Below are 22,530 nucleotides of genomic sequence, written 5' to 3' on the forward strand. Positions count from 1 at the left end.
TTCCAATGTAGGCAAGCAAATTGCCTCATGTTACTGGTTGTCAAGGGGTTCGTAATTATAGATTTGATGTTCTAAACAACGAGAAATGGAAGGAAATAGCCCTTATTATTTTTAAGCGTTTAAAGCAAGAGTGAAAGATTATAATGAAACTTTAATAATGCATAATGTGAGCTAATTAGAAGGAGTTAGTTGAAAGGTATGTTCTACTTAAAAATCAGTATATTTAGATCTATAATTCTAGATGACAGCTATTTAACTCCATTATAACCTCGCTTTTTAAAGGGAAAATTCAACTTGTTAACGGTCATGTTCTGAAGGAGTTTAGATTTTCCCCAAGTCTTTCATTCGAGTAACATGCTAAAGCACTTGGTAAAAGATTATGATGAGTATGAATTAAAAAAATACAGATGAATTCAATTAAAACCATTGGGAAGTCATTTTTTTTAGGTCTGAGTATTTTGTTTTTTATGTCAGATCTTCATAGTCAGAGTTATAAAAATCTTACGCATTTAAAAGGCGGAAATATTGAAACTTATTATAGTGAAGGGGCACTGGAGCAAGCCGAAGCAATGGCCTTTCTTTGTGAGAACGTACTTTCTTTTTATAAAACGATCATTGATTTTGAACCCACAGTTACATTGCTTGTACTGTCGCCGACCGATTGGAGTGCGTATACCCATTTTCCTGTATATGGCATGCCTCATTATCCAAATGCTAAAACACTGGTAGTAGCGTCACAGGACAATGATTTCTGGAAAAGCATGCTCCCACCACTGGATAATCTGCCAACCGATCTTGGCAATCAAATTTCTGAAACTTACGTAGACTATAATGGTAAGATCACAATGCGCGCTTTTTTTAATCTGTTGGCGATTCACGAACTTGGTCATGCCTATCACGAACAAGGTGGGCTTAGCATGCAACGCAAATGGCTTGGCGAATTATTTTGCAATATGTTTCTTCATACCTTTATAGCTGAAAATAGGCCGGAACTATTACCTGCCTTAACGATCTTTCCTAATATGGTCGTATCCTCCACGAGCAGAGAGAGTTTAAAATATTCAACTTTAAATGATTTTGAAGCCAATTACGGTTTAATCGCAAGCCAACATCCGCAAAATTACGGCTGGTATCAGTGTAGGTTACACACAGCTGCCGGAAACATTTACGATGAAGCCGGTATTACTGCATTCAGCAACCTATGGAATACGCTAAAGGCTAATAAAGATCCTATCGACGATGCAGCTTTGGCAGAGCTATTAACTACCCAGGTGCATGAAAGTGTTGCTCACGTTCAAATGCACTGGAATGACTAGTTTGACGCCCAGTTTATTTAGAGATGTAACATTTTGAAGCTGTAAAATTTATGACCATAGAATTGAAAATTGACCGTAAATGGTAACAAATCTTTTGTTCATGTCATTATTGGGTATTCTGTTCATTCAATGTTCTATAGACAGGACGATAATTCCAATAAATAAAGCTGAATTAAAATTACTGAAGGAATTTCAGCAATTGGATTCTGTACATAGCATTCAAATTAGTAGTGAAGACGAGCCTGGACAGAAGCTATGGTTATGCCTTACTATGGTTTCAAAAAACGGTAAAGCACCTTTAATGAATCAAAAAGTTCATTTGTATCATACCTCCAACAATGGGGATTACGAACCTGCTGACCTGAATGACGAATCAACCGCAAGACTAAATGGATTTGCCATTACCGATGCGATGGGGAGGATCTTTGTTCAAACCATCTTGCCCGGTGATTACGGCAGTTCTTCAGATAATAGACATATCCATACTACTGTTGAAGACGCGATTCCAGAGGCCTACGATATTAATTTCAAGCAGTATACGGGACTATTGGGTAAAAATTTTATCAAGGGAAGCGATCAGCATTTTATCGCTAATCTGAAACAGACAAAAAACAATACCCTTGTGGTTATCTTAACGATGGAAATAAAAAAAGCGCAATAACCTTAATAGTTAACTTGGGTTATTGGCTTTCTTACGTGATTTTCAACCGTATTTTTTACCTTAAAGGTAATTATATCACTTTCTTTATAGTAGTCACACTGTTTCAATCGCCTTAAGACAGTAAAAAAATTTAGACGGAAACTCAACCCTGATTGTAAATTATTTCTTCTTCAGGTTTAATATATTCACTCTGATACTTTTCCAGAAATTTCTTCTGTTTTTCAATCATTTCTTGCCTCAGTTTATCGATATTCATAAAATCCTTTCCGAAATCACTTTTAAAGAAATCATCATCGAAAAACCGATCCCCAAAAAGGGTATCCTGAGTAAATATCCCGTGGGTGCTACGGATATTAAAATCGGAAAAGTTAGTAAAAAACCTTGATCTAAAAGATTGTATCAAACTATCGCGATCTAGCGTAGAAAGGCTATCCAGATGACTGCTCGAGGACCAGGAATAGATGCTGTCGTATTTGATGAGATTTCCATGCTCGTCAAATTCTTTATCAACTTTCCAAATCCCTTTGGGCACTACAGTCTCTTTCTCTTTATTTGCGCCCTGATCTTTGTTTTCAATGTCTGCTTTTTGCCCGTTGCAACTCAAACTAATTAAAGCAACGAACCAGTATACCATGTACTTTTTCATCGATTTACGTTTTTTGTTCAACAATGTAATGGTGATTTAAACTTTATACAAACCACCGGTTTCTATCATCTTTATCAATTTGTTTTGGTGTAGCACAGACGCTTTTCGTTCTCCGTTCTCGTACCAAACACATTCTAAAAAAGCATCAAGATAGGTCTCGTTGAATAGTGAACTTTTCTTTGGAACATATCGCAAGACTTCCATTTTCGGACTCTTTGCTTTTCCCTTCAACTTTACCCAATCTCCGGGTTTAAATTTCCTAATCATAGCAAAACAATTTAATCAATCCCTATTAAAACGAGGAGGTTGATTCTTCAACCTCCCATTTTAATAAAACCTAAATTAATACAATCATTAAGAGATTTTAATGGATCTGGCCGGTTGACGCTTAGCCTCTTCTTTTTTAGGGAGAAGAATGCTAAGGATGCCATCCTTATAATTAGCATTAATTTGTTCGTCGTTTACCGTTTCAGGTAAGGTAAACGTCCTTTTAAAGGAAGAATAACCAAACTCTCTACGAGTGTAATTACCTTCTTTTTGTTCATTTTGTTCCTTGGTTTCAGTAGAAATTGATAAAACCTGATTGTCCAGTTCAATTTGGAAATCTGATTTCTTTAAGCCCGGAACCGCCATTTCTACCATAAAAGCGTCGTCGCTTTCTTTTATATTTACTTTTGGCAATGACATACCCGTATTAAAGTTTGACGTAAATACGGAAGGAAGGTCTCTATTAAAGATATCATCTAACCAAGTAGACCAGCTTGGGAAGTTTACGTTTGAACTAGTGCTTGCTAAACTTCCATTTTTAGGAACACTTACTAAATTGCTCATAATAACAAAAATTTAAATTAAACATTATTTCAACACTTAATCCTTTTTAGGATTTCAATAAATTATCGGCAAACAAAATGCCAATTCCGCTTCAGGCATTATAGCCCATTCTTTTAGATGAAAATCTGTTAAAAAATTTTTAAAGAAGACGAATTTTTGTCACGATTCCCTTATTGAAAATGTCAGGTTGACAGTTTTTTCGGACCATAAGATCTTTTAAATTATTCTAGTCCATTTTCAGAATTCTAGGGTAATTGTAACCGGACGCTGGTTCCCTTTGTATTGGTTGAAATATCTAATAGGGCTCCCAGTTTAGTTGCCCTTGACCTCATATTCCGGAGTCCGTCGCTACCTGTAGTAACTGTTGACGGATCGTAGCCCTTGCCATTGTCTAATATCTCAATAACAACAGGAGTCTCTGTAATTACACTAATCTTAATTTCACGTGCTTTTGAATGCTTTACTGCATTATTTACAGCTTCCTGAATAATTCGAAAAATATCCATGGTCTTTGCCGGATTTAGTGGAGTGTCATCATCGCCATTTTTTTCGACCTTAACCGCTATTCCGGTGGTATTTGAAACTTTATGAGCCAGATATCTGATGCGTTCGGTTAGATCTTCCCAGGAGATTGCATTTCGATTCATCACCCAGATAGTGTCACGTAAGTCGGTAATCGCTTCCTGACTAAAATTTGAAAGTTCAGTTAATTTTTCCTGAGTAACATCGTTCGATACCCTGTTCATTCCGGAGCCTATATTTTGTGCGGCACTTGCGAGATAAGTAAGTTGAGAGCCAATATTATCGTGTAATTCCTTGGCTATTCGTTGCCTTTGTTCTTCAAGTTTCTTGTTGTTTTCTACGGTGAGTAAAGCTTCGTTAAGAGATTGTTCCTGTTTTTGATTTTTAATTTTAAGCCGTTGCTCACGATAGACTAGAATGCCGATCAGAGCTAGCAACAACGCACCTACACCCAGTAACGTGATGAGAAGACGCTGAAAATCCAAATCTGCCTGTTGTAGTTCGAGAAGTTGCTCTTTTTCTTTTGTTCTGAATTCAGTTTCCTTGGTTTGTATGATTTCCAAATTTTCTACATTGTGCAAACTATCAATGGCTTTCGAATATCTGTTAAAAACTTCATCCGCTTCTTGTGGCCTGCCTAATTGCAGCAAGTTTGCGGCTTTATAGAACAGGAATTCTCTATTTCTGAGATCGGATAACTTGTGGAGATCGGTAATGCTGTCTGCCAACATCACATAGCGAGAAGCTACCACTGGCCGGGACAGCTGATTATTTGCGTAAATAAGTCCGTTAAGCGCTTCAATAAGCTTAAACGGTTCGAGATTGGACGCAGTACTCATTTCATATGCCTGAGCATAGGCAGCGATACCTTCTTCAAAAAGATCCTGACGAAGGTACACCGAGCCGATACACAGTTGATTACCGGCAGCTGCGTAACCGTCATTTTTACGTTTGGCTTCTGCTACTCCTAATTGAAAAATTTCGAGTGCTTTTTCATATTGCATCTTCTCCATATAGCATATTCCAAGGTTCCAATATGTATGAGCTTTAAATCCCGAATCGAAGTTTTTTTGATGTTCAAGTGAATTTCGAAGATAGGGAATGGCTTGATCGAAGCGTTCCATATTTAAAAACGCCATCCCAATGTTATTTCCTGCCATTGCCACTGGCTGAACATTATCCGGCATTTTTTGGGCAACGGTGAGATATTCGATGAATTGTACGGTTGCGTTGGTATAATCTGACAAATTAGAATAAGCATTTCCGCTGTAGTTCAGCAAGCTGGCTTGCAGTTTTAAATGCCCTAGAGCTTTAGCAAAAGGCAGTATGGAATCGAGAATATCAATTGCATCTTTATAAGCACCGGCAGCATACAATTTTTTTGCTTGCTGAAATGCGAGCTCCAGTTCTGCTTCTTTATCGTTTATGCTTTGGGTATATGCAATTCCTTCGGCTAAATATTGTTTAAAAAGCACTGAATCTGATTGCATATAATGCCCTGTAATAGCCTTATACGCTCCAATCTTCGCTTTGCTGTCTGTAGATGTTAAAATTACCTGTTTGAGACTGTCGATACTTTGGCCGACAGAAAAGAAAGCATTTAGTAATAACAGGATGAAGCAAAAAAGTTTAGTCATACATGATGCTTTTTGCTAAGATAAAATTTTTGACGTTACGTACAACGGCGTCTTATATATCTGAATACCGCAAATTGTCTAGATTGCAAGGAGTTGAATTCAAAATAATCCCACGATGCAGACAGAGGAGAAGAATTACCTCTTGAAGCTCGGTGAGTCTTTCGAAGGGGAGCTATACAAGCTCAAACCCAAACACTTCATGTTCGGTTCTTTCAATTTCAAAATTCGATTAAGAAGGAGAATTACCTCGCGAAGCTCGGTGAGTCTTTCGAAGGGGAGCTATACAAGCTCAAACCCAAACACTTCGTGTTCGGTTCTTTCAATTTCAAAATTCGATTAAGAAGGAAAATTACCTCGCGAAGCTCGGTGAGTCTTTCGAAGGGGAGCTATACAAGCTCAAACCCAAACACTTCGTGTTCGGTTCTTTCAATTTCAAAATTCGATTAAGAAGGAGAATTACCTCGCGAAGCTCGGTGAGTCTTTCGAAGGGGAGCTATACAAGATCAAACCCAAACACTTCGTGTTCGGTTCTTTCACTTTCAAAATTCGATTAAGAAGGAGAATTACCTCGCGAAGCTCGGTGAGTCTTTCGAAGGGGAGCTATACAAGATCAAACCCAAACACTTCGTGTTCGGTTCTTTCAATTCCATTAGAACGTAAAAGCAAGTTTTCGTTCACGGAATTGAAAAACCCGATACTGTCGTATCGGGTTTGATCTTGTAGCGAGAAGGAGACTTGAACTCCTGACCTCCGGGTTATGAATCCGACGCTCTAACCACCTGAGCTACCTCGCCGTATTTTTCGGTTTGCAAATATAGAAACAAATTGACTTGCCGCAAACAATCAATTCACTTTTATTACCGAATTGCACTATCATATTGTAAATTTTATCGTCTAAATATTGTAGTTCTTTCTTTCCCAGTTTGTAATAAATATATATATTGGGCTTCGGCTAACTAATAAAATATGGAGGACAAAATAAAATACGAGATGGAGTTTCCAATACATGTATCTCCCTCACTTTTATATCAGTATATTTCTACTCCTTCGGGAATGAGTGAATGGTATGCAGACAATGTAAACTCCAGAGGTGAGTTTTTTACTTTTATATGGGAAGGAAGTGAAGAAAAGGCGAAACTTCTAAGTAAAAAAAGCCCGGAACGAATAAAATTTAAATGGTTGGAAGACGCTGAAACCGATTACTATTTTGAATTGAGAATTCAGGTAGATGAAATTACGAAAGATGTTTCCTTAATGGTAACCGATTTTGCCGAAGAAGATGAGGTTGATGAAGGAAAAATGCTTTGGGAAAATATGATCTCGAATCTCAAACAGATTTTAGGTTCTTCTTAGAATACCGTATGGAATCCATTCTTTAATGGATTTTAAATATAGTATCTTTGCGCCGTCTCACTGAAAAGAGACGGTTTTTTTATGGTCAATTTCAACGGTACGCTTTTAGAAAATGAAAATGCATTTTTAGATCCTTCAAACCGGGGGCTTCATTATGGTGATGCCTTGTTTGAAACGATAAAAGTATCGGGAGGTAAGATCCTGTTCTGGGAAGATCATTATTTCAGACTTATGGCCTCTATGCGGATACTGCGCATGGAAATACCCATGACTTTTACGCTTGAATTTCTGGAAGAACAAATTTTTAAAACGCTTCGGGCGAAATCGCAGCTTTCAAATACATTTCGGGTTAAGTTATTGGTATGGCGTAAAGTAGGGGGTAAGTATACTCCAAAAGATCGGGATGTAGAATTCTTAATTTCCTATGAAGAGATCACCACACCTTTCTATATACTTGAGGAATCTTTTTACGAGATAGAACTTTTTAAAGATCACTATATCACTTCGGGATTGCTTTCTACCTTAAAGTCGAATAACAGGATCATTAATGTATTGGGTAGTATTTACGCTGAAGAAAACGAATACGACAATTGTTTGTTGCTCAATGAAAATAAACAGGTGGTGGAAGCTCTTAATGGAAACATCTTCCTCGTTAATGGCTATAAGATCAAGACTCCTCCGTTGAACGATGGTTGTTTAAATGGTATTCTTCGAAAACAGATCATTGCTATTTTAGGGCAGATGCCCGACTATATATTAGAGGAAACTTCTGTCTCTCCTTTTGAGTTGCAAAAGGCAGATGAACTGTTTATCACGAATGTGATTCAAGGAATACGCCCCGTCTCTAAATACCGAAAAAAGGAATATTCCAATGCGGTCGTTAAAGAATTACTCGCTAAACTGAATGTAAAGGCAAGGATGGGTTAGTTGTAGGTTGGATTTTCAGGGGCATTTGACCAGATCACATAATCTCCTCCAAATTCGATCATTTTTTCCTTCCAAAAATTGCTGTAGGATTTACCTAGGATTTCATTCTTGTAATTATTAGGCACAACCACCCAGCTATTCACTTCCAGTTCCTGTTCTAATTGTTCACTCGCCCAACCTGAGTACCCTAAAAAGAAACGTATCTGATCTTTTTTTAAGCTGTCATTCTCCAGCAATCCTAATATAGCATTAAAATCTCCACCCCAGTAGATACCGTTGCTTATTTCTACACTATCCGGAATGAGTTCCGGTATGCGATGAATAAAATATAAATTATCCTGTTCTACGGGTCCGCCATTATACACGGGCAGATTACAATTAATTTCAGGGATAAAATCCTTGAGTTTGTATTTAAGCGGTTTGTTGAGAATAAAGCCAACCGAACCTTCTACATTATATTCGGCTAATAACACCACAGACCTATTAAAGGAAACATCGCCGATTATAGAAGGTTCAGCGACCAGAAGAACTCCTTTTTCAGGTTTTAACGTAGTCATTTGGTGCGTTTAGTTAATTAAATCTAAGTATTAATTTTATAAAAAGCAACAACTACGGGCTTTCTTATGAATTAGAGCATAAAAAAACCCTGCTTTCGAGCAGGGTTTTTATCAAAACGTATTTCTTACAATTAGTTTACACTGTTTTGTAAATCCGATCCCGCTTTAAATTTTACTACATTTTTTGCAGCGATTTTAATAGTTTTACCGGTTTGTGGGTTTCTTCCTTCTCTAGCAGCTCTTCTGGAAACTGACCAAGAACCAAAACCTACTAAAGAAACTCTTTTACCTTTTTTAAGAGATTTTTCTACATTTCCTAAGAAAGATTCAAGTGCTTTTTTTGCAGCAGCTTTTGTGATTCCGGCATCTTCAGCCATTCCGTCGATTAAATCTGATTTGTTCATAGTTTACTTTTTAAAAATTAAATTGTTGGTTAAACTTCAATTAATTGCTCTACAAATTTAATCGGATTATCGGTTCGCGCAAGTAATAGCGCGCTAAATCGGGATTTTTGTTGATAACTTCGGAGGTTTGTTAATAAACTTGAGGTCTTTTTTCGGAATTTTAGAGAATTCAGCAACAGCAAGGGATTACACCATTTTGGCTTCTTTTGTAAAACTGTAACCGTTTAAAAGTGCTGCAACATCCATTTTCCGCTTTCCGGGGAGTTGAATCTCCTTAATATATAGGTACCCGTCTTTTACCGCAATTTTCATCTCCTTTTTTGAAGAGGACAGATGACCTGATTCTTCAGAATGAGTCTCAGCTCTATATTTCGCTTCATATATTTTCACCTTCAATTCTTCTCCCTTGTCTACAAGTATAGTCCAGGCCACCGGATAGGGTGACAATCCCCTTATAAATGCATCTATTTGCTCTCCCGAATTATTCCAATTAATCCGCGTGTTTTCCGTTGTAAGCTTAGGAGCTTCTTTTATTATTCCGGTTTCCGGTTGCGGAGTGGTTTTTACATCTCCGGTGGCAATGAGTTCTACGGTGTCTATAACGAGCTCGCTTCCCAAGAATAAGAGCTTGTCGTGCAAAGTTTCAGCCGTTTCTCTTGGGTCGATCTCAATTTCTTCAGAAAGAATTATTGCCCCGGTATCGATCTTTTCGTCAATAAAAAAAGTGGTAACTCCTGTTTTTTCTTCCGAATTTATAATCGCCCAGTTAATTGGCGCAGCCCCACGATATTGAGGTAATAGGGATGCGTGCAGATTAAAAGTGCCATATTTAGGCATAGACCATACCACTTTTGGAAGCATTCTGAAGGCAACTACGATTTGAAGATCGGCCTGTAAGGATTTTAGCTTATTCAAAAATTCTTCGCTCTTCAAATTCGTGGGTTGTAGTACAGGAATGTTTTGTGACAGAGCGTATTCTTTTACGGCAGATGGTGTTACCTTCTGACCTCTGCCGGATGGTCGGTCGGGTGCAGTGATAACCCCAACGACGCGCTTTTCTTCCTCTATGAGTTTTTTGAGTACGCCTACAGCGAAGTATGGAGTACCCATAAATACGATCCTTGCATCTTTCATTCGTTCAACTGGAATTGATTTTTAGCGTTTAACCTCACCTTTCCGCTATCCAATAATGCGTTGAGGACAATAATTATATTGTTTTCTGTAAAAGTAAGGGTTTCAGAAATTTTTCTTGAGGTCATGGGTGATTCTTTAAGTAATTGCACGATCTGTTTTGCGAGGTCTTTTAACTGTGCCCTTGTTAATTTGGTTTCTTCGGAAGTACATACCGAGCATTTACCACAGGCTCCAATTCCCGTTTCTCCAAAGTAACGCAGCAACTGAACACTTCTACATTCCTGATTATTTTCAATATAGTTTAAAACAGCAGCAACCTGAGCCGCTTTTTTTGCATTAAGCTCTGAAACATCCCGCGCCATACGGTTGATGGTTCTATCATCTTCCCGCGGTACCAAAAACGTGATGGATGCGTCGGTTTCGTTAATATTGAGTGTTAGTACCTGATCATGTTCCATCTTCTTCAGCGTTGCAATGACCACGGAAACACTTTGGCCCGTCTTTTTTGCGATCATGTCGATATTAACCGGAGTAGGGGTTTCAAAAATTCCACCATAGATCCGTAACATCGTCTTTCCTATTACCGAACTCCTCATATCTTTTTCGAAATAATTCAGTAAGCTTTCTGAAGGAATTAAAAATTGTGCGATGGTTTTTCTTCCGAAGGATTTAGATAATTGAATAACTCCAAGTCGGTCCAAAGTATTTAAACCATTAAAAGTGAGTAATGAGTTTAAGTCATAGGTGCTGCAGAAATCTGAAAAATTAAAATTGTGCTCACTGTATTCACCCTCTCCATAGGAAATCTGAAAATAATTATTGAGCTTGTTATATAGGAGTTTGAGATCGTTTTGATCGGGGAGGGCATCGACAAATTGCTTTTTTACCAGCGTTTTGTCAAAATCATTATATATAAGGACGGCGCGCGCCGGGGCATCATTCCTTCCTGCGCGTCCGGCTTCCTGAAAGTAACTTTCTATGCTTTCGGGCAACTGACTGTGGATCACTATATTCACGTTAGGATTGTCGATACCCATTCCAAATGCATTGGTAGCGACTATGGTTGGCGTAGTTCTCGCTTTCCATTGCTCGAGCTTCTTATTTTTTTCGGTTGCGGCAATTCCTCCGTGGTAGAAGGCTGAAGGAATTCCAAGGGCATTGAGATGTTTACAAGTTTCAACTGCCGTACTCCTGCTTCTAACATAAACGATGGCCGAGCCCTGGTTGTCCTTCAACAATTGTTCTATTCTATAAAGTTTGTCATCTTCCTTAAGTACTTCGTAGGCTAGATTATCGCGATAAAATGACTCTTTAAAGATTTTTGGAAGTTCCATTTTTAGAGAAGTGATCGTATCTTCAAGTACTTCAGGGGTAGCGGTGGCCGTTAATGCAATAACTGGCACGAGTGGATGAATAGTGCGCAGTTGGGTTATGTTTTTATAGGCAGGTCTAAAATCATTTCCCCATTGCGATATACAATGAGCTTCGTCTACAGCAATGAGATTAACTTTCATTTCACGAATGGCGTATTGCACCATTTCCTGCTGAAGACGCTCTGGAGAAACATACAGGAATTTGTAATTTCCGAAAATGGCATTGTCGAGCAAGGTTCGCAATTCATCTGTTGAAATGCCCCCGCTTATCGCCAATGCTTTTATTCCCTTTTCCTTTAGGTTCTTAACCTGATCTGTCATCAATGCAACTAAAGGTGAGACTACGATACAGATGCCTTCCTGCGCAAGCGCAGGGATCTGAAAACAGATCGATTTCCCACCGCCGGTGGGCAATAAGGCAACGGTATCTTTGCCATCCAGCACCGAGTTAATGATCTCTTCCTGCATGGATTTAAAGGAAGCATGGCCCCAGTACTTTAAAAGAAGATGTTGGGAGATACTCAAAATGTAGAATTAAGGTGATTTATGATATAGTTCTCCCGGAATTCAACATCGCCAATAGGAACCTCGTGTACCGTATATCCGTATTTCTGATAACCCTTTAGTAAAAAAGTATAAATCTTCTCTGCCTGTTCATAGGATTCATATCGCTCATTATCTTGAGTATAGATCTCTTTCCACGGTGGAAGAAGATAAATTCCATCATAGCGATGTTGCTCGCAGATCTCATCGAATTTGTTAGGGTAGTGCGCATTGATATAATCCATATAAGCGGTAACATCGGGCATCCCTCTATCGTAAAAGAGAAATTCATCATCAAAAGTTTCAGCTTCATTAAACTGTGTTAACCGCCCTTCCAATAGTTTTTCACTGAACAGTATCGGGTTTTCGAGAAAGAGTTGTGCTATGCCTTCCTGCTGAGCGTCGAGAATAACCTGTCTCGATATTTCGTGCATACAGGAATAACCTTGATTTTCCAGATGTTCTATAAGCGTGGTTTTTCCCGATCCGGGTCCACCAATGATCACAATTCTTTTGGTTTTCAATCGTTATGGTTTCGTACAAATTTCGTAAATTATTATTGATACTGAAAGCGTATCTTTGCCTTAAAATTGTGCATTCATAATGAAACAAGATAAAAAGACTTCAGAATTCTATGATCGTTTACGACAGCAGTTGCAAGATGACACGCAATGGCCGTCACAATATCTTTATAAGTTTATAGTGCCATCGTCTCATGAAAAAATAGCAGAGATCGAGGCGGTATTTGATGGCACCGATGCATTTATAAACACTCGCGATTCCTCAAAAGGAAACTACACCAGTGTTTCGGTAAAAGTTACAATGGACTCTCCCGAATCGGTCATTGAAAAATATCTCGAAGTTTCTAAGGTTGAAGGTGTGATTTCTTTATAATTTTAGTATTTTGCGTGATAGAATTTTAACGCCTTCCAACTCGATCCCTTTTATTTCTCAAGGGTCTTTAACGATACAAAGGCAAGGTAACACCTCCTTTTTAATACTTACATTTTGATAGAAAATTTAGAATACAATACCGAACGCCCTTATCTCATTATACCCGAATACGGACGACATATTCAGAAAATGGTAGACCATGCTATTTCTTTAGATGATAAAGACGAGCGAAATAAAGTGGCAAAGAGCATCATCGCGGTTATGGGAAATCTAAACCCTCACCTCCGTGATGTACCCGATTTCCAACACAAACTATGGGATCAATTGTTTATTATATCCGACTTTAAACTGGATGTAGATTCTCCCTACGGGAAACCTTCAAAGGAAGAATTGATGGAACGGCCACAGCCTTTGGAATACCCTCAAAATTTCCCCAAATACCGATTCTATGGGAACAATATCAAGCGAATGATCGATGTGGCCAATAGCTGGGAGGACGGTGAAAAGAAAGAAGGTCTGGTCTTAACCATCGCCAATCATATGAAAAAATGTTTTCTTAACTGGAACAAGGACACGGTTGAGGATGATGTTATATTTAAACATCTGTATGAGCTGTCTGAAGGGAAAATTAACCTTAAGAACAGCGATGAAGATCTTTCCGATCCTTCCGACCTTATGAAAAATAAAAAACGTTTTACAAACAGTAATAGTAACAGCGGTAAAAAGAACTACAAAGGGAACCGCGGACGAAAGCGTTACTAAAAATATTCATTATAATACATGGCAACTTTTCAAATTGAAGGCGGGCACAAACTGAAAGGAGAGATTACTCCACAGGGTGCTAAAAATGAAGCCTTACAAATTTTATGCGCAGTACTTTTAACTTCTGAAGAAGTAATTATAGAAAACATTCCCGATATCCGTGATGTCAACAAACTCATCACCATACTTAAGAATCTGGGAGTTAAAACCGAAAAGATAGCAAAGGGTACATACTCGTTTAAAGCGGATGCACCCGACCTTGCATATTTAGAATCTGAACTATTTAAAGAAGAGGGAAGTTCCTTACGGGGTTCCATTATGATAGTAGGTCCGCTACTTGCTCGTTTCGGCAAAGGGTATATCCCTCGACCGGGAGGCGATAAAATTGGCCGACGAAGACTAGATACCCACTTTGAAGGATTTATCAATCTAGGTGCAACATTCAGATATAATAAAGAGGAACGCTTTTATGGCGTTGAAGCTCCTAACGGTTTAACGGGGACGTATATGTTGCTCGATCAGGCATCTGTAACGGGTACGGCCAATATTGTAATGGCAGCGGTGTTAGCAAAAGGTACGACGACTATTTACAATGCTGCTTGTGAACCCTATTTGCAACAGCTTTGTAAGATGCTTAACTCCATGGGAGCTAAGATTTCAGGAGTAGGATCAAATCTCCTAATTATAGAAGGTGTGGAGCGCCTGGGTGGATGTAAACATCGAATTCTTCCCGATATGATAGAAATTGGTAGTTGGATTGGATTGGCTGCCATGACGCGTAGTGAGATCACAATAAAGGATGTTAGCTGGAACAATTTAGGTCTTATCCCAGATACCTTTAGAAAATTGGGAATTACCTTAGAACAAAAAGGTGATGACATTTTCATCCCCTCTCAGGACAGCTATGAAATTCAGGGGTATATCGACGGATCGATACTTACGGTGGCCGATGCGCCCTGGCCCGGATTCACACCGGATCTGCTAAGTATCGTTCTTGTAGTGTGTACGCAGGCTAAAGGTAGTGTGCTCATACATCAGAAAATGTTTGAAAGCCGATTGTTCTTTGTCGATAAATTGATAGATATGGGAGCTAAGATCATTCTGTGTGATCCGCATCGCGCTACAGTTATTGGGCATAATTTCCAGTCGACGTTAAAAGCGACAACGATGGTATCTCCCGATATCCGTGCGGGTATTTCTTTGCTTATAGCAGCCTTATCAGCAAAAGGAACCAGCACCATTCACAATATCGAACAGATCGATCGAGGATATGAAAATATAGACGAGCGATTAAGAGCAATAGGAGCGAAGATCACAAGATCGGAACCCTAAAAAAAGCCTCCAACTGGAGGCTCTTTTTTTACCCTTTACGGTTTTTATTTATTTCATCCTGAAGCTTCCTGCCGAGCTGCTGCTCGTTTTCAATAGCCTTCTGACGGTATTTTTCAAATTCAATTTCAAGCTCTGCCAGTTTGAGTTGTGATTCCTGGGTAACCTTGTTGCTGTTGTTGAATTTATAAATAAAGAAAGCCAGAGCAAGGACTAACAGCCCTATGATCGACCACATGATAGAATTATAGGTAGATTTTTGAGTGAGCACTCCAAAGAATTCGATTCCGTCTTCTTTTTGTTTGGAGAGGCTTAAATCTTGTTGCACTGTATTTAGATCGGTCTGAAGTTTTGAGATATCATTCTTTTGAGCTCCTATCTGGGAATTTAAACTGTCGATATTCGTTTCTAGAGCCTTTATAGAATCCAAAACACTTTTCCGCAAGCCGTTAATTTCAGTTTTTTTGATGACTTTGAATTCCTGATAGCTGTTAGAGCCGTCAACAACATCAATAAACTGTTGTTCTACAGTGTTTGGAGGGGGATCCTGGGCGGTATCTTCCTGTGCAAAAGCAGCAAGATGCAAGCACAGAAATCCTATAACCAGTACGAAATTTTTCTTCATTTTCATGATGTTAGGGTTGTATCAATGCAAGAGTAGAAAAATTGTACTAAAATTCCCAATGATTCGGTTTAATTACAATTTATTTAACAACAGTCATTTTAGGGGTCTTGCAGTAGCTCAATGCTCCCGAAGGACATTTTTTTACCTGTGAAATGATCCGCTGTGATGCTGCTCCATCCAAATTGATCCAGGGAATAACTGTCGTTCTAAAGACTTCGGAAAGACCCTTTGCACATTTTTCGGCATGAATGCATTTTCTGGGCTCGTAGGTTACGGTAATTTCACCATTGGTGAACTCATTCTTGTAGGTTTCCATAAGCATCGTTTGGGGGTTATGTAAGTACCTTAAAATCAATTACATCGATAAATATAGGCAATTAAACGTGACTTTTGCAAATATTTGAAGAAAAAACTTACATTTTATTCTGAAACCGCTCGCTTATAAACCTTTAAGGCCCTTTCTCGCGCTTCTTTGTGGTCTACTATGGGTTGGGGATAATTTGAAGCATTCAACTCCGAAATCCATTTTTTTACATATTCGTTATCCTTGTCAAATTTTTTCAATTGGGTTATCGGATTAAATATCCTGAAATAAGGCGCTGCGTCCACGCCGCTGCCGGCCGCCCATTGCCAGTTGCCCACATTACTTGCCAACTCATAGTCCAGAAGCTTTTCGGCAAAATAAGCTTCACCCCAACGCCAATCGATAAGCAGGTGCTTACAAAGAAAACCCGCAACCACCATTCTAACTCTGTTGTGCATATAGCCTGTATCATTCAATTGACGCATTCCGGCATCTACCATAGGGTAACCGGTCTTTCCGTTTTTCCAGGCCTTAAATTCTTCCTTGTTATTTCTCCATTGGATACGATCGTATTTTTCCTTAAAGGCATTGTGAGTGGTTTTTGGGAAGTGCCATAGGATCTGCATAAAGAATTCCCGCCAGATAAGTTCGTTCAAATAAGTTTTGTCTGTGGCTTTTAGCGCCAATGTTACAAGCTCTCGGATGCTAACTGTGCCAAATCTAAGGTGCGGCCCGATTCGGGAAGTCGCATCTTCTGACGGAAAATTTCGATGTTGCTTGTAGCTCGCTAACAGATCTGCGGAAATATCGAAATCCGGGACTTTAATCTTCGATCGTTCAAATCCAATATCTCGAAGTGTTACATTAGGGAGTCTGGTGTTTTGTATCAGATTTTGCCATTGCCTGTATGAAACCTTTTCCAGATGTTTGGATTCATCAAATTTTTCCTTCCATTTTTTCATATAAGGCGTATACACCACATACGGCTCACCATTGTCCTTTACCACCTCATCCTTTTCAAAGATCACCTGATCCTTATAGGTGTAGAATCCAATATCTTTTTTTGCAAGTAATTCTTTTACCTCTTTATCTCGTTGTTTTGCATAGGGTTCATAATCCCGATTGGTAATCACATTTTTTAGGGTGTATTCTGAAGTAAGTTGTCTAAAGATCTCTATGGGCTTTCCGAAGTAAACAGCAATACTGCTTTGATGTTCCTGAAGCTCTTTTCTCATCTTTTGAACAGATTCAAAAATAAATGTTACTCTGGCATCATCTTTAGTAAGTTCAGTTAGGATTTCATTATCGAATATAAATACCGGAAGTACCGGATATGTACCCTTCAGTGCGTTGGTAAACCCAACATTGTCGTCGAGTCTTAGATCTCTTCGGAACCAAAAAATATTAATTTCCATGTCTAAATTTTTCCAAACTGTTCTTCTAGTTGAACGCGCCTGTAATTGAAGATTCTATTGAGTTGTGGCAACACCAAAGTGTTGTGAAACAGCTCCCCCAAAAAACCAAAGGGTAATTTATAATGAATAATGTCTTCCATTTCTACACCTCGATCAGTTTTTCTTAGAAAATGTTTATGATGCCAAAACGCATATGGACCAAAGCGCTGTTCATCAACAAAATATTGATGCTCCTTTAAATGGGTAATTTCGGTAATCCAGGTGCTTTTAATCCTGGGGAACGGACTCACACTATATTCAATGATCTGCCCGGGATACATTGGTTTGTCCGCTCCACTTTTTATCTTAAATTTTAAAGAGGCAGGAGTTATCTTACTTAAATTTTTCGGATCAGATAAGAATTTCCATGCGTCTTCAGGACTTGTAGGTAATTCCTGAAGCGTGGACAGGCAATGAATTTTCATTGTTGAAATAAAGGTTTCCGTAAAGATAATATTGTTTAATCAATTAGCTTAAAGATTAAACAAATTATTAACAGTTGGTATCACAACAATCGTCATCTTTCACCAGACGACAGCTCATTACAGCAAGTAACGCACCCATGACGGGAGCAATTATATATATCCAGAGTCCGGTAAAATTTTGAGAAAAGAGAGCAGGGGCTATAGATCTTGCCGGGTTCATGGAAGCTCCGGTGACAGGTCCGGCGAACATGGCTTCGAGCAAAACGACACCACCAATGGCGATTCCGGCAATTACTCCTATTTCTTTAGATCCCGTGGATACGTTAATAATGACCAACATAAGGAAAAATGTAAGGATTAACTCCAAAACTCCTGTTTTAAGTAATTCCATTTGAGGAAGGGTTGCCCCCATGGTTTCGCTTTCAGGAAAAAGAAAACAAATTAAGGCACTGGCAACACAAGCGCCCGTTAGTTGGGCTATTACATAAGGAAAGACCTCCTTCCAAGGAAACTTTTTTGCATAGGCAAATGCAATCGTAACCGCCGGATTTATATGAGCTCCACTAATATCGCCAAAAGCATAGATCATAGCCATGACGATCAAACCAAAAGTAACGGCAATTCCCGGATGAGTCACCGCTCCATTCGTATACTCATTAATAACTATGGCGCCGGTACCGCAAAATACTAAGGCAAAGGTACCTATGGCTTCAGCAATGTATCTTTTCATCCTACAAATATAGCATTACACTTATACTTTTTTAAGCTTTTATTAACAAAGTTAAGATGGCTCGTATCGTACCTTCGTGACACGTAAAAAATCTAATTAATTCTTATCTCATGAAAAAAATTATGCTCTTCTTAAGTGCAGCGCTTATTTCTGTTTGCACTTATGCTCAACTTCAAACCCCAGCCCCAAGCCCTTCACAGAAGATCGAACAGCGCGTTGGTCTTACTGATGTCACTCTGGAATATTCTCGTCCGGCTATGCGTGGCAGGACCATTTTCGGTGGACTTGTTCCTTACGGGGAAGTATGGAGAACCGGTGCAAACGCAAATACAAAGATCACTTTCAGTAAAGATGTGATGGTTGGCGGTAAAACGCTTAAAGCAGGATCGTATGCTATCTACACCAAGCCAAATACTCAAAATTGGGAAGTATATTTTTATACAGATACCAATAACTGGGGTAATCCTCAGAAATGGGATGAGAGCAAAGTAGCTGTTGTAGTTAAAGCAGATGTTTATCCACTGCCAATAGATATTGAATCTTTCACAATGTCTTTTGACGACCTCACCAACGATTCGGCGAACTTAGGATTAATGTGGGAAAAAGCCTATGTTGCGGTGCCTATGAAATTTATGACCGATGCTCAGGTTTCGGCAAGTATTGATGAGGTAATGAGTGGTCCGTCTGCGAACGATTATTATGGAGCTGCGGTATATTATCTTGAAAGTGGTAAAGACATTAATAAAGCCAAGACATGGATCGATAAGGCAATTGAAATGCGTTCTGAGCCGGCATTTTGGTATTATAGACAACAATCGTTGATCTATGCAAAATCGGGTGATAAAAAAGGCGCTATTAAAGCGGCTCAGAAATCTCTTAACCTGGCTAAGGAAGCCGGTAATGCAGATTATATAGCTTTAAACAATAAATCATTAAAGGAGTGGGGGGCCATGTAACGTATAATCTCCCTTAAAATTTTTAAAAGCCTTCAAAATGAATCTGAAGGCTTTTTTTATGCCTTATTGTTTTACCAAACGCCGCGTACTGCTGGCGTCACCACTAAAAACTGAAAGCAGATAAATACCGGATGACAACTCTGAAATATCCAGAATAATCTCAGTACCGTCAATACTTTTGCGAATTAACTCCTGGCCCAGTGTATTGTAAATTATGATCTCGTTCATGCTAACCGAAGACGTGATCTTTACTTGGTTTGAAGCCGGATTCGGGTAAACTGCGAGATCGAGGATCCCGTTTTCTGAAATTCCAAGGGTAGGATCATAGGCCGTCATATAGGCAAACTGTAGGGTCATTGATGGAACTATAGTTCCTACCAAAGCCGATAACCCGGTAGTGGTATTCACAGTGCGCAGTTCAGGCTTGAATGTACCATTGTTAAAAGCAGAAATATACAATTGCCCGTCTTCTTCATTATAACTCATTCCCTGTCCAAAATTAGAGTCGAAACCTAAACTCCCCAATAATGTCGTTAATCCGGTTAATCTATTTATTCTATATACCATATCGCTATCGATATCATAACTGTACAGTTCATTGTTGGCATCTCTTCCCAATGCGATTCCTACTACGAGTCCGTTGTCCCCTCCAACAGGAATAGCCGTAAAGGTTGCTTCATCTATTTCATACAATCTGGTACTTCCCATTCCGTCTGTTGCGATTCCATATAATGTTCCGTCACTGGCAAATTCCAGACCAGTAAACGATTGACCGTTTTGAGGCATGATCTGCGCAATGAACTCGTAATCCCCATTGGGATATACGTGGTAAAAATTATTCCCATTATCGACAACCACTACCGATTCTCCATCCAATTGTAAGGCTCCGGCACCTTCAAATTCGTTTAATGGAGAAGGAGCTATTAATTCTGTCATACCAAGATTTTGCGGATTGATAGACGAAAAATTTCCTTTGGTATTTTCCGTGGTAAAGAATTTGAAATGATTCACAACCCGTTGGGATTCTTCCGCAGGGTTTTGTGCATTAAAATGCCCCTGAAGGCGTTCAATTTCTTCGGAAGTAAATATTTCGGATATACTACCCATGTGATTTTCCTGAAGCCTGTAGAGCAAATCTTCCAGGGTGGGTTGGGAGGGTTGGATTTGAGCAAAGCCGAATACACATGACACCAACCAGACCATTGAACAAATAAGAGTATTTTTTTTCATAACGCTGAGTTTTAAGATCTCTTAAATCTCGCGTTTTTCTCATCCCGACCTGTGCATAATTAGCGTAACGGTTCGGCAGATGAGAATTCTGTATGATCGAATGAGAATTTGATCTTCATACGACTGTGTTCAGATGTCAAATGTAAGACATGACATGATGGCCAACACCCCCGTAGTTTAAAGTGCTATGTTGTGCTTTTCGGTAGCTGATCTTTAGATTTGCCTATGGTAAGCTGCAATACTACCGCTATCCCCATAACAAGCACACAGCCTATTAGATTCAACCATAAATAGGGCACTTCATCCACTCCGCCAAAATATTGTACCGACCAATAAAACAAGGCAAAAATGAGTAACTGCGTGATAATAGCGCCAAGAAAAGTGGCCCTGCTTCCTACATATTTTATAAAGAATGCCAGTAAAAAGATCCCGAGAACGTTTCCGTAGAAAAGCGAACCAACGATATTTACTAAATTGATAAGATTGTCGAACAAATCGGCAACGCTGGCCACCATTATCGCGATAATTCCCCATAGTAAGGTAAACCATTTAGATGCTCTTACATAGTGTTTTTCTTCCCTTCCTTCAACACTTCGTTTGTAGAGATCTATAGCTGTGGTAGAACCCAGCGCATTTAATTCGGAAGCCGTAGAAGACATCGCGGCACTTAAGATCACTGCCAACAACAAACCTATTAATCCACGGGGTAGATTTTCAAGAATAAAGTGAATAAATACATAATCCTTATCATTGGTTTCGGCATCGGGATTCGCTTTTTTAATGATCACTTTGGATTGATCCCTAAGTTCATTTTCCGTTATGTTCAAAATCTGAATCTCCTCCTTAAGTAATTCTTTTTCTGAAGGATCATCAGTAGCTGAAAAAGCGTATTGCCTCGCTATTAATTGCTCGTCCAGCGCTTCCTTTTCCTGAATCAATGCCTTATATTCTTCGGCGTATTCAGAAGTCATCACATCCTGAACTGCTGCCGGATTAAAATGAAGCGGTGAACTGTTGAATTGATAAAACACAAAGACCATGATTCCCACGAGTAATATTCCAAACTGCATGGGGACTTTGAGTAGACCGTTAAAGATAAGTCCCATCTGACTCTGCCTTAGGCTGCTCCCTGAAAGATATCGTTGAACCTGACTCTGATCGGTTCCGAAGTAGGAGAGGGCTAAAAAGCTTCCACCAATGATACCACTCCAAAAGGTGTATTTATTATGAATATCGAATGAAAAATCAAGTACTTCCATCTTTCCATTGGCACCGGCAATTTCCAGGGCGTTGTGAAATCCAATATCGAGTGGGAGATAATTCAGTATTAATAAAAAGGCGATGAACATACCCGCAAAGATCACGGCCATCTGTTGCTTTTGTGTTACGCTAACGGCCTTGGTACCTCCTAAAACCGTGTAGATGATCACCAGTACTCCTATGATAACAATGAGGTAGCTTAAATTCCAGCCTAAAACTGCAGAGAGAATAATCGCAGGAGCAAATATGGTGATTCCGGCAGCCAATCCTCGTTGAATGAGAAATAATATAGCTGTTAGAGTACGGGTTTTACGGTCGAAACGGGTTTCCAAATACTCATAAGCTGTAAATACTTTGAGGCGGTGATATATGGGAATAAACACCAGACAAATAATCACCATGGCAATAGGTAGTCCGAAATAGAACTGAACAAATCCCATCCCGCTGTGAAATGCCTGTCCGGGGGTGGATAAGAAGGTAATTGCGCTCGCCTGGGTTGCCATCACACTAAGTCCTATGGTCCACCAGCGCGCATCATTGCCTCCTTTTAAATAGTCGGTTACGTTTTTACTGCCGCGGGTTTTCCAGGTACCATAAAGAACGATAAACAATAAGGTACTGCATAATACGATCCAGTCGAGTTGCTGCATAATTAGG

General features: G+C 39.2%; 24 protein-coding genes and 1 tRNA gene. 8 read left to right on the forward strand and 17 right to left on the reverse strand.

Features of this window, described 5'->3' with window-relative positions; translation table 11 throughout:
* Positions 1-407: 407 nt before the first annotated feature.
* Entirely contained in the window at positions 408-1,316 is a 909-nt protein-coding gene (locus ALE3EI_RS10150) for a hypothetical protein (RefSeq protein ID WP_186988309.1), read from the forward strand.
* Between the two features lie 79 nt (positions 1,317-1,395).
* Positions 1,396-1,977, forward strand: a complete 582-nt coding sequence (locus ALE3EI_RS10155; protein WP_186988311.1) for a dioxygenase family protein — start codon at positions 1,396-1,398, stop codon at positions 1,975-1,977.
* Positions 1,978-2,119: 142 nt separating this feature from the next.
* On the opposite strand, the gene ALE3EI_RS10160 is transcribed toward ALE3EI_RS10155, so the two are convergent.
* The 5 genes from ALE3EI_RS10160 to ALE3EI_RS10180 form a co-directional block, all read right to left on the reverse strand.
* A complete protein-coding gene (locus tag ALE3EI_RS10160) occupies positions 2,120-2,623 on the reverse strand; it encodes a hypothetical protein (protein ID WP_186988313.1) in 504 nt (167 codons plus the stop codon).
* Between the two features lie 36 nt (positions 2,624-2,659).
* Positions 2,660-2,890 (reverse strand): hypothetical protein, encoded by a 231-nt coding sequence (locus ALE3EI_RS10165; RefSeq protein ID WP_186988315.1) that lies wholly within the window; start codon positions 2,888-2,890, stop codon positions 2,660-2,662.
* An 87-nt stretch (positions 2,891-2,977) separates the two neighbouring features.
* Positions 2,978-3,454 carry an Hsp20/alpha crystallin family protein gene (locus ALE3EI_RS10170; protein ID WP_186988317.1) on the reverse strand — a complete coding sequence of 159 codons (477 nt, stop codon included), beginning with the start codon at positions 3,452-3,454 and terminating at the stop codon, positions 2,978-2,980.
* Between the two features lie 245 nt (positions 3,455-3,699).
* Positions 3,700-5,613 carry an ATP-binding protein gene (locus tag ALE3EI_RS10175; protein WP_186988319.1) on the reverse strand — a complete coding sequence of 638 codons (1,914 nt, stop codon included), beginning with the start codon at positions 5,611-5,613 and terminating at the stop codon, positions 3,700-3,702.
* Positions 5,614-6,333: 720 nt separating this feature from the next.
* Positions 6,334-6,407 (reverse strand) — tRNA-Met (locus tag ALE3EI_RS10180).
* 172 nt (positions 6,408-6,579) lie between these two features.
* Here ALE3EI_RS10180 and ALE3EI_RS10185 point away from each other — a divergent pair.
* Together ALE3EI_RS10185 and ALE3EI_RS10190 are read left to right on the forward strand one after the other, a co-directional pair.
* Positions 6,580-6,966, forward strand: a complete 387-nt coding sequence (locus tag ALE3EI_RS10185) for an START-like domain-containing protein (protein ID WP_186988321.1) — start codon at positions 6,580-6,582, stop codon at positions 6,964-6,966.
* Positions 6,967-7,047: 81 nt separating this feature from the next.
* Entirely contained in the window at positions 7,048-7,893 is an 846-nt protein-coding gene (locus tag ALE3EI_RS10190; protein ID WP_186988323.1) for an aminotransferase class IV, read from the forward strand.
* Here ALE3EI_RS10190 and ALE3EI_RS10195 read toward each other — a convergent pair.
* From ALE3EI_RS10195 to ALE3EI_RS10215, 5 genes are all read right to left on the reverse strand, one after another.
* Positions 7,890-8,450 carry a YqgE/AlgH family protein gene (locus tag ALE3EI_RS10195; RefSeq protein WP_186988325.1) on the reverse strand — a complete coding sequence of 187 codons (561 nt, stop codon included), beginning with the start codon at positions 8,448-8,450 and terminating at the stop codon, positions 7,890-7,892. The genes ALE3EI_RS10190 and ALE3EI_RS10195 overlap by 4 nt on opposite strands.
* Before the next feature lie 131 nt (positions 8,451-8,581).
* Positions 8,582-8,854: an HU family DNA-binding protein gene (locus tag ALE3EI_RS10200; protein ID WP_186988327.1), complete on the reverse strand. Its 273-nt coding sequence runs from the start codon at positions 8,852-8,854 to the stop codon at positions 8,582-8,584.
* Positions 8,855-9,040: 186 nt separating this feature from the next.
* The gene (fmt, locus tag ALE3EI_RS10205) at positions 9,041-9,988 is read right to left on the reverse strand and encodes a methionyl-tRNA formyltransferase (protein WP_186988329.1); all 948 of its coding nucleotides are present in this window, start codon (positions 9,986-9,988) and stop codon (positions 9,041-9,043) included.
* Positions 9,985-11,886, reverse strand: coding sequence for a RecQ family ATP-dependent DNA helicase (locus ALE3EI_RS10210; RefSeq protein WP_186988331.1), 1,902 nt, complete (start codon positions 11,884-11,886; stop codon positions 9,985-9,987). Before ALE3EI_RS10210 ends, fmt begins: the two co-directional genes overlap by 4 nt.
* On the reverse strand, positions 11,883-12,428 hold the full coding sequence (locus ALE3EI_RS10215; protein WP_186988333.1) for an AAA family ATPase: 546 nt from the start codon (positions 12,426-12,428) through the stop codon (positions 11,883-11,885). Before ALE3EI_RS10215 ends, ALE3EI_RS10210 begins: the two co-directional genes overlap by 4 nt.
* A 79-nt stretch (positions 12,429-12,507) precedes the next feature.
* Between ALE3EI_RS10215 and ALE3EI_RS10220 the strand changes: the two genes are divergently transcribed.
* From ALE3EI_RS10220 to murA, 3 genes are all read left to right on the forward strand, one after another.
* Positions 12,508-12,798, forward strand: coding sequence for a DUF493 family protein (locus tag ALE3EI_RS10220; RefSeq protein WP_186988335.1), 291 nt, complete (start codon positions 12,508-12,510; stop codon positions 12,796-12,798).
* Positions 12,799-12,912: 114 nt separating this feature from the next.
* A complete protein-coding gene (locus ALE3EI_RS10225) occupies positions 12,913-13,560 on the forward strand; it encodes a DUF4290 domain-containing protein (RefSeq protein WP_186988337.1) in 648 nt (215 codons plus the stop codon).
* A gap of 18 nt (positions 13,561-13,578) precedes the next feature.
* Positions 13,579-14,892 (forward strand): UDP-N-acetylglucosamine 1-carboxyvinyltransferase, encoded by a 1,314-nt coding sequence (gene murA / locus ALE3EI_RS10230; protein ID WP_186988339.1) that lies wholly within the window; start codon positions 13,579-13,581, stop codon positions 14,890-14,892.
* Positions 14,893-14,920: 28 nt separating this feature from the next.
* Here the strand turns inward: murA and ALE3EI_RS10235 are convergent, their stop codons facing one another.
* The 5 genes from ALE3EI_RS10235 to ALE3EI_RS10255 form a co-directional block, all read right to left on the reverse strand.
* Positions 14,921-15,520 carry a hypothetical protein gene (locus tag ALE3EI_RS10235; protein ID WP_186988341.1) on the reverse strand — a complete coding sequence of 200 codons (600 nt, stop codon included), beginning with the start codon at positions 15,518-15,520 and terminating at the stop codon, positions 14,921-14,923.
* A gap of 73 nt (positions 15,521-15,593) precedes the next feature.
* Complete coding sequence (locus ALE3EI_RS10240) at positions 15,594-15,836, reverse strand: (4Fe-4S)-binding protein (RefSeq protein WP_233279953.1); 243 nt, start codon at positions 15,834-15,836, stop codon at positions 15,594-15,596.
* Positions 15,837-15,934: 98 nt separating this feature from the next.
* Positions 15,935-17,233, reverse strand: a complete 1,299-nt coding sequence (locus tag ALE3EI_RS10245; RefSeq protein ID WP_186988343.1) for a cryptochrome/photolyase family protein — start codon at positions 17,231-17,233, stop codon at positions 15,935-15,937.
* A 2-nt stretch (positions 17,234-17,235) separates the two neighbouring features.
* Positions 17,236-17,697, reverse strand: a complete 462-nt coding sequence (locus ALE3EI_RS10250; protein WP_186988345.1) for an SRPBCC family protein — start codon at positions 17,695-17,697, stop codon at positions 17,236-17,238.
* A 67-nt stretch (positions 17,698-17,764) separates the two neighbouring features.
* Positions 17,765-18,427: an MIP/aquaporin family protein gene (locus ALE3EI_RS10255; RefSeq protein WP_186988347.1), complete on the reverse strand. Its 663-nt coding sequence runs from the start codon at positions 18,425-18,427 to the stop codon at positions 17,765-17,767.
* Positions 18,428-18,537: 110 nt separating this feature from the next.
* Between ALE3EI_RS10255 and ALE3EI_RS10260 the strand changes: the two genes are divergently transcribed.
* The gene (locus ALE3EI_RS10260) at positions 18,538-19,383 is read left to right on the forward strand and encodes a DUF2911 domain-containing protein (protein ID WP_186988349.1); all 846 of its coding nucleotides are present in this window, start codon (positions 18,538-18,540) and stop codon (positions 19,381-19,383) included.
* A 63-nt stretch (positions 19,384-19,446) separates the two neighbouring features.
* Here the strand turns inward: ALE3EI_RS10260 and ALE3EI_RS10265 are convergent, their stop codons facing one another.
* Both ALE3EI_RS10265 and ALE3EI_RS10270 read right to left on the reverse strand, forming a co-directional pair.
* Complete coding sequence (locus ALE3EI_RS10265; protein ID WP_186988351.1) at positions 19,447-20,613, reverse strand: T9SS type A sorting domain-containing protein; 1,167 nt, start codon at positions 20,611-20,613, stop codon at positions 19,447-19,449.
* 185 nt (positions 20,614-20,798) lie between these two features.
* The gene (locus tag ALE3EI_RS10270; RefSeq protein ID WP_186988353.1) at positions 20,799-22,523 is read right to left on the reverse strand and encodes a sodium:solute symporter; all 1,725 of its coding nucleotides are present in this window, start codon (positions 22,521-22,523) and stop codon (positions 20,799-20,801) included.
* Positions 22,524-22,530: the final 7 nt, after the last annotated feature.

Source organism: Constantimarinum furrinae, from assembly GCF_014295415.1.
GTDB classification, from domain to species: Bacteria; Bacteroidota; Bacteroidia; order Flavobacteriales; family Flavobacteriaceae; genus Constantimarinum; species Constantimarinum furrinae.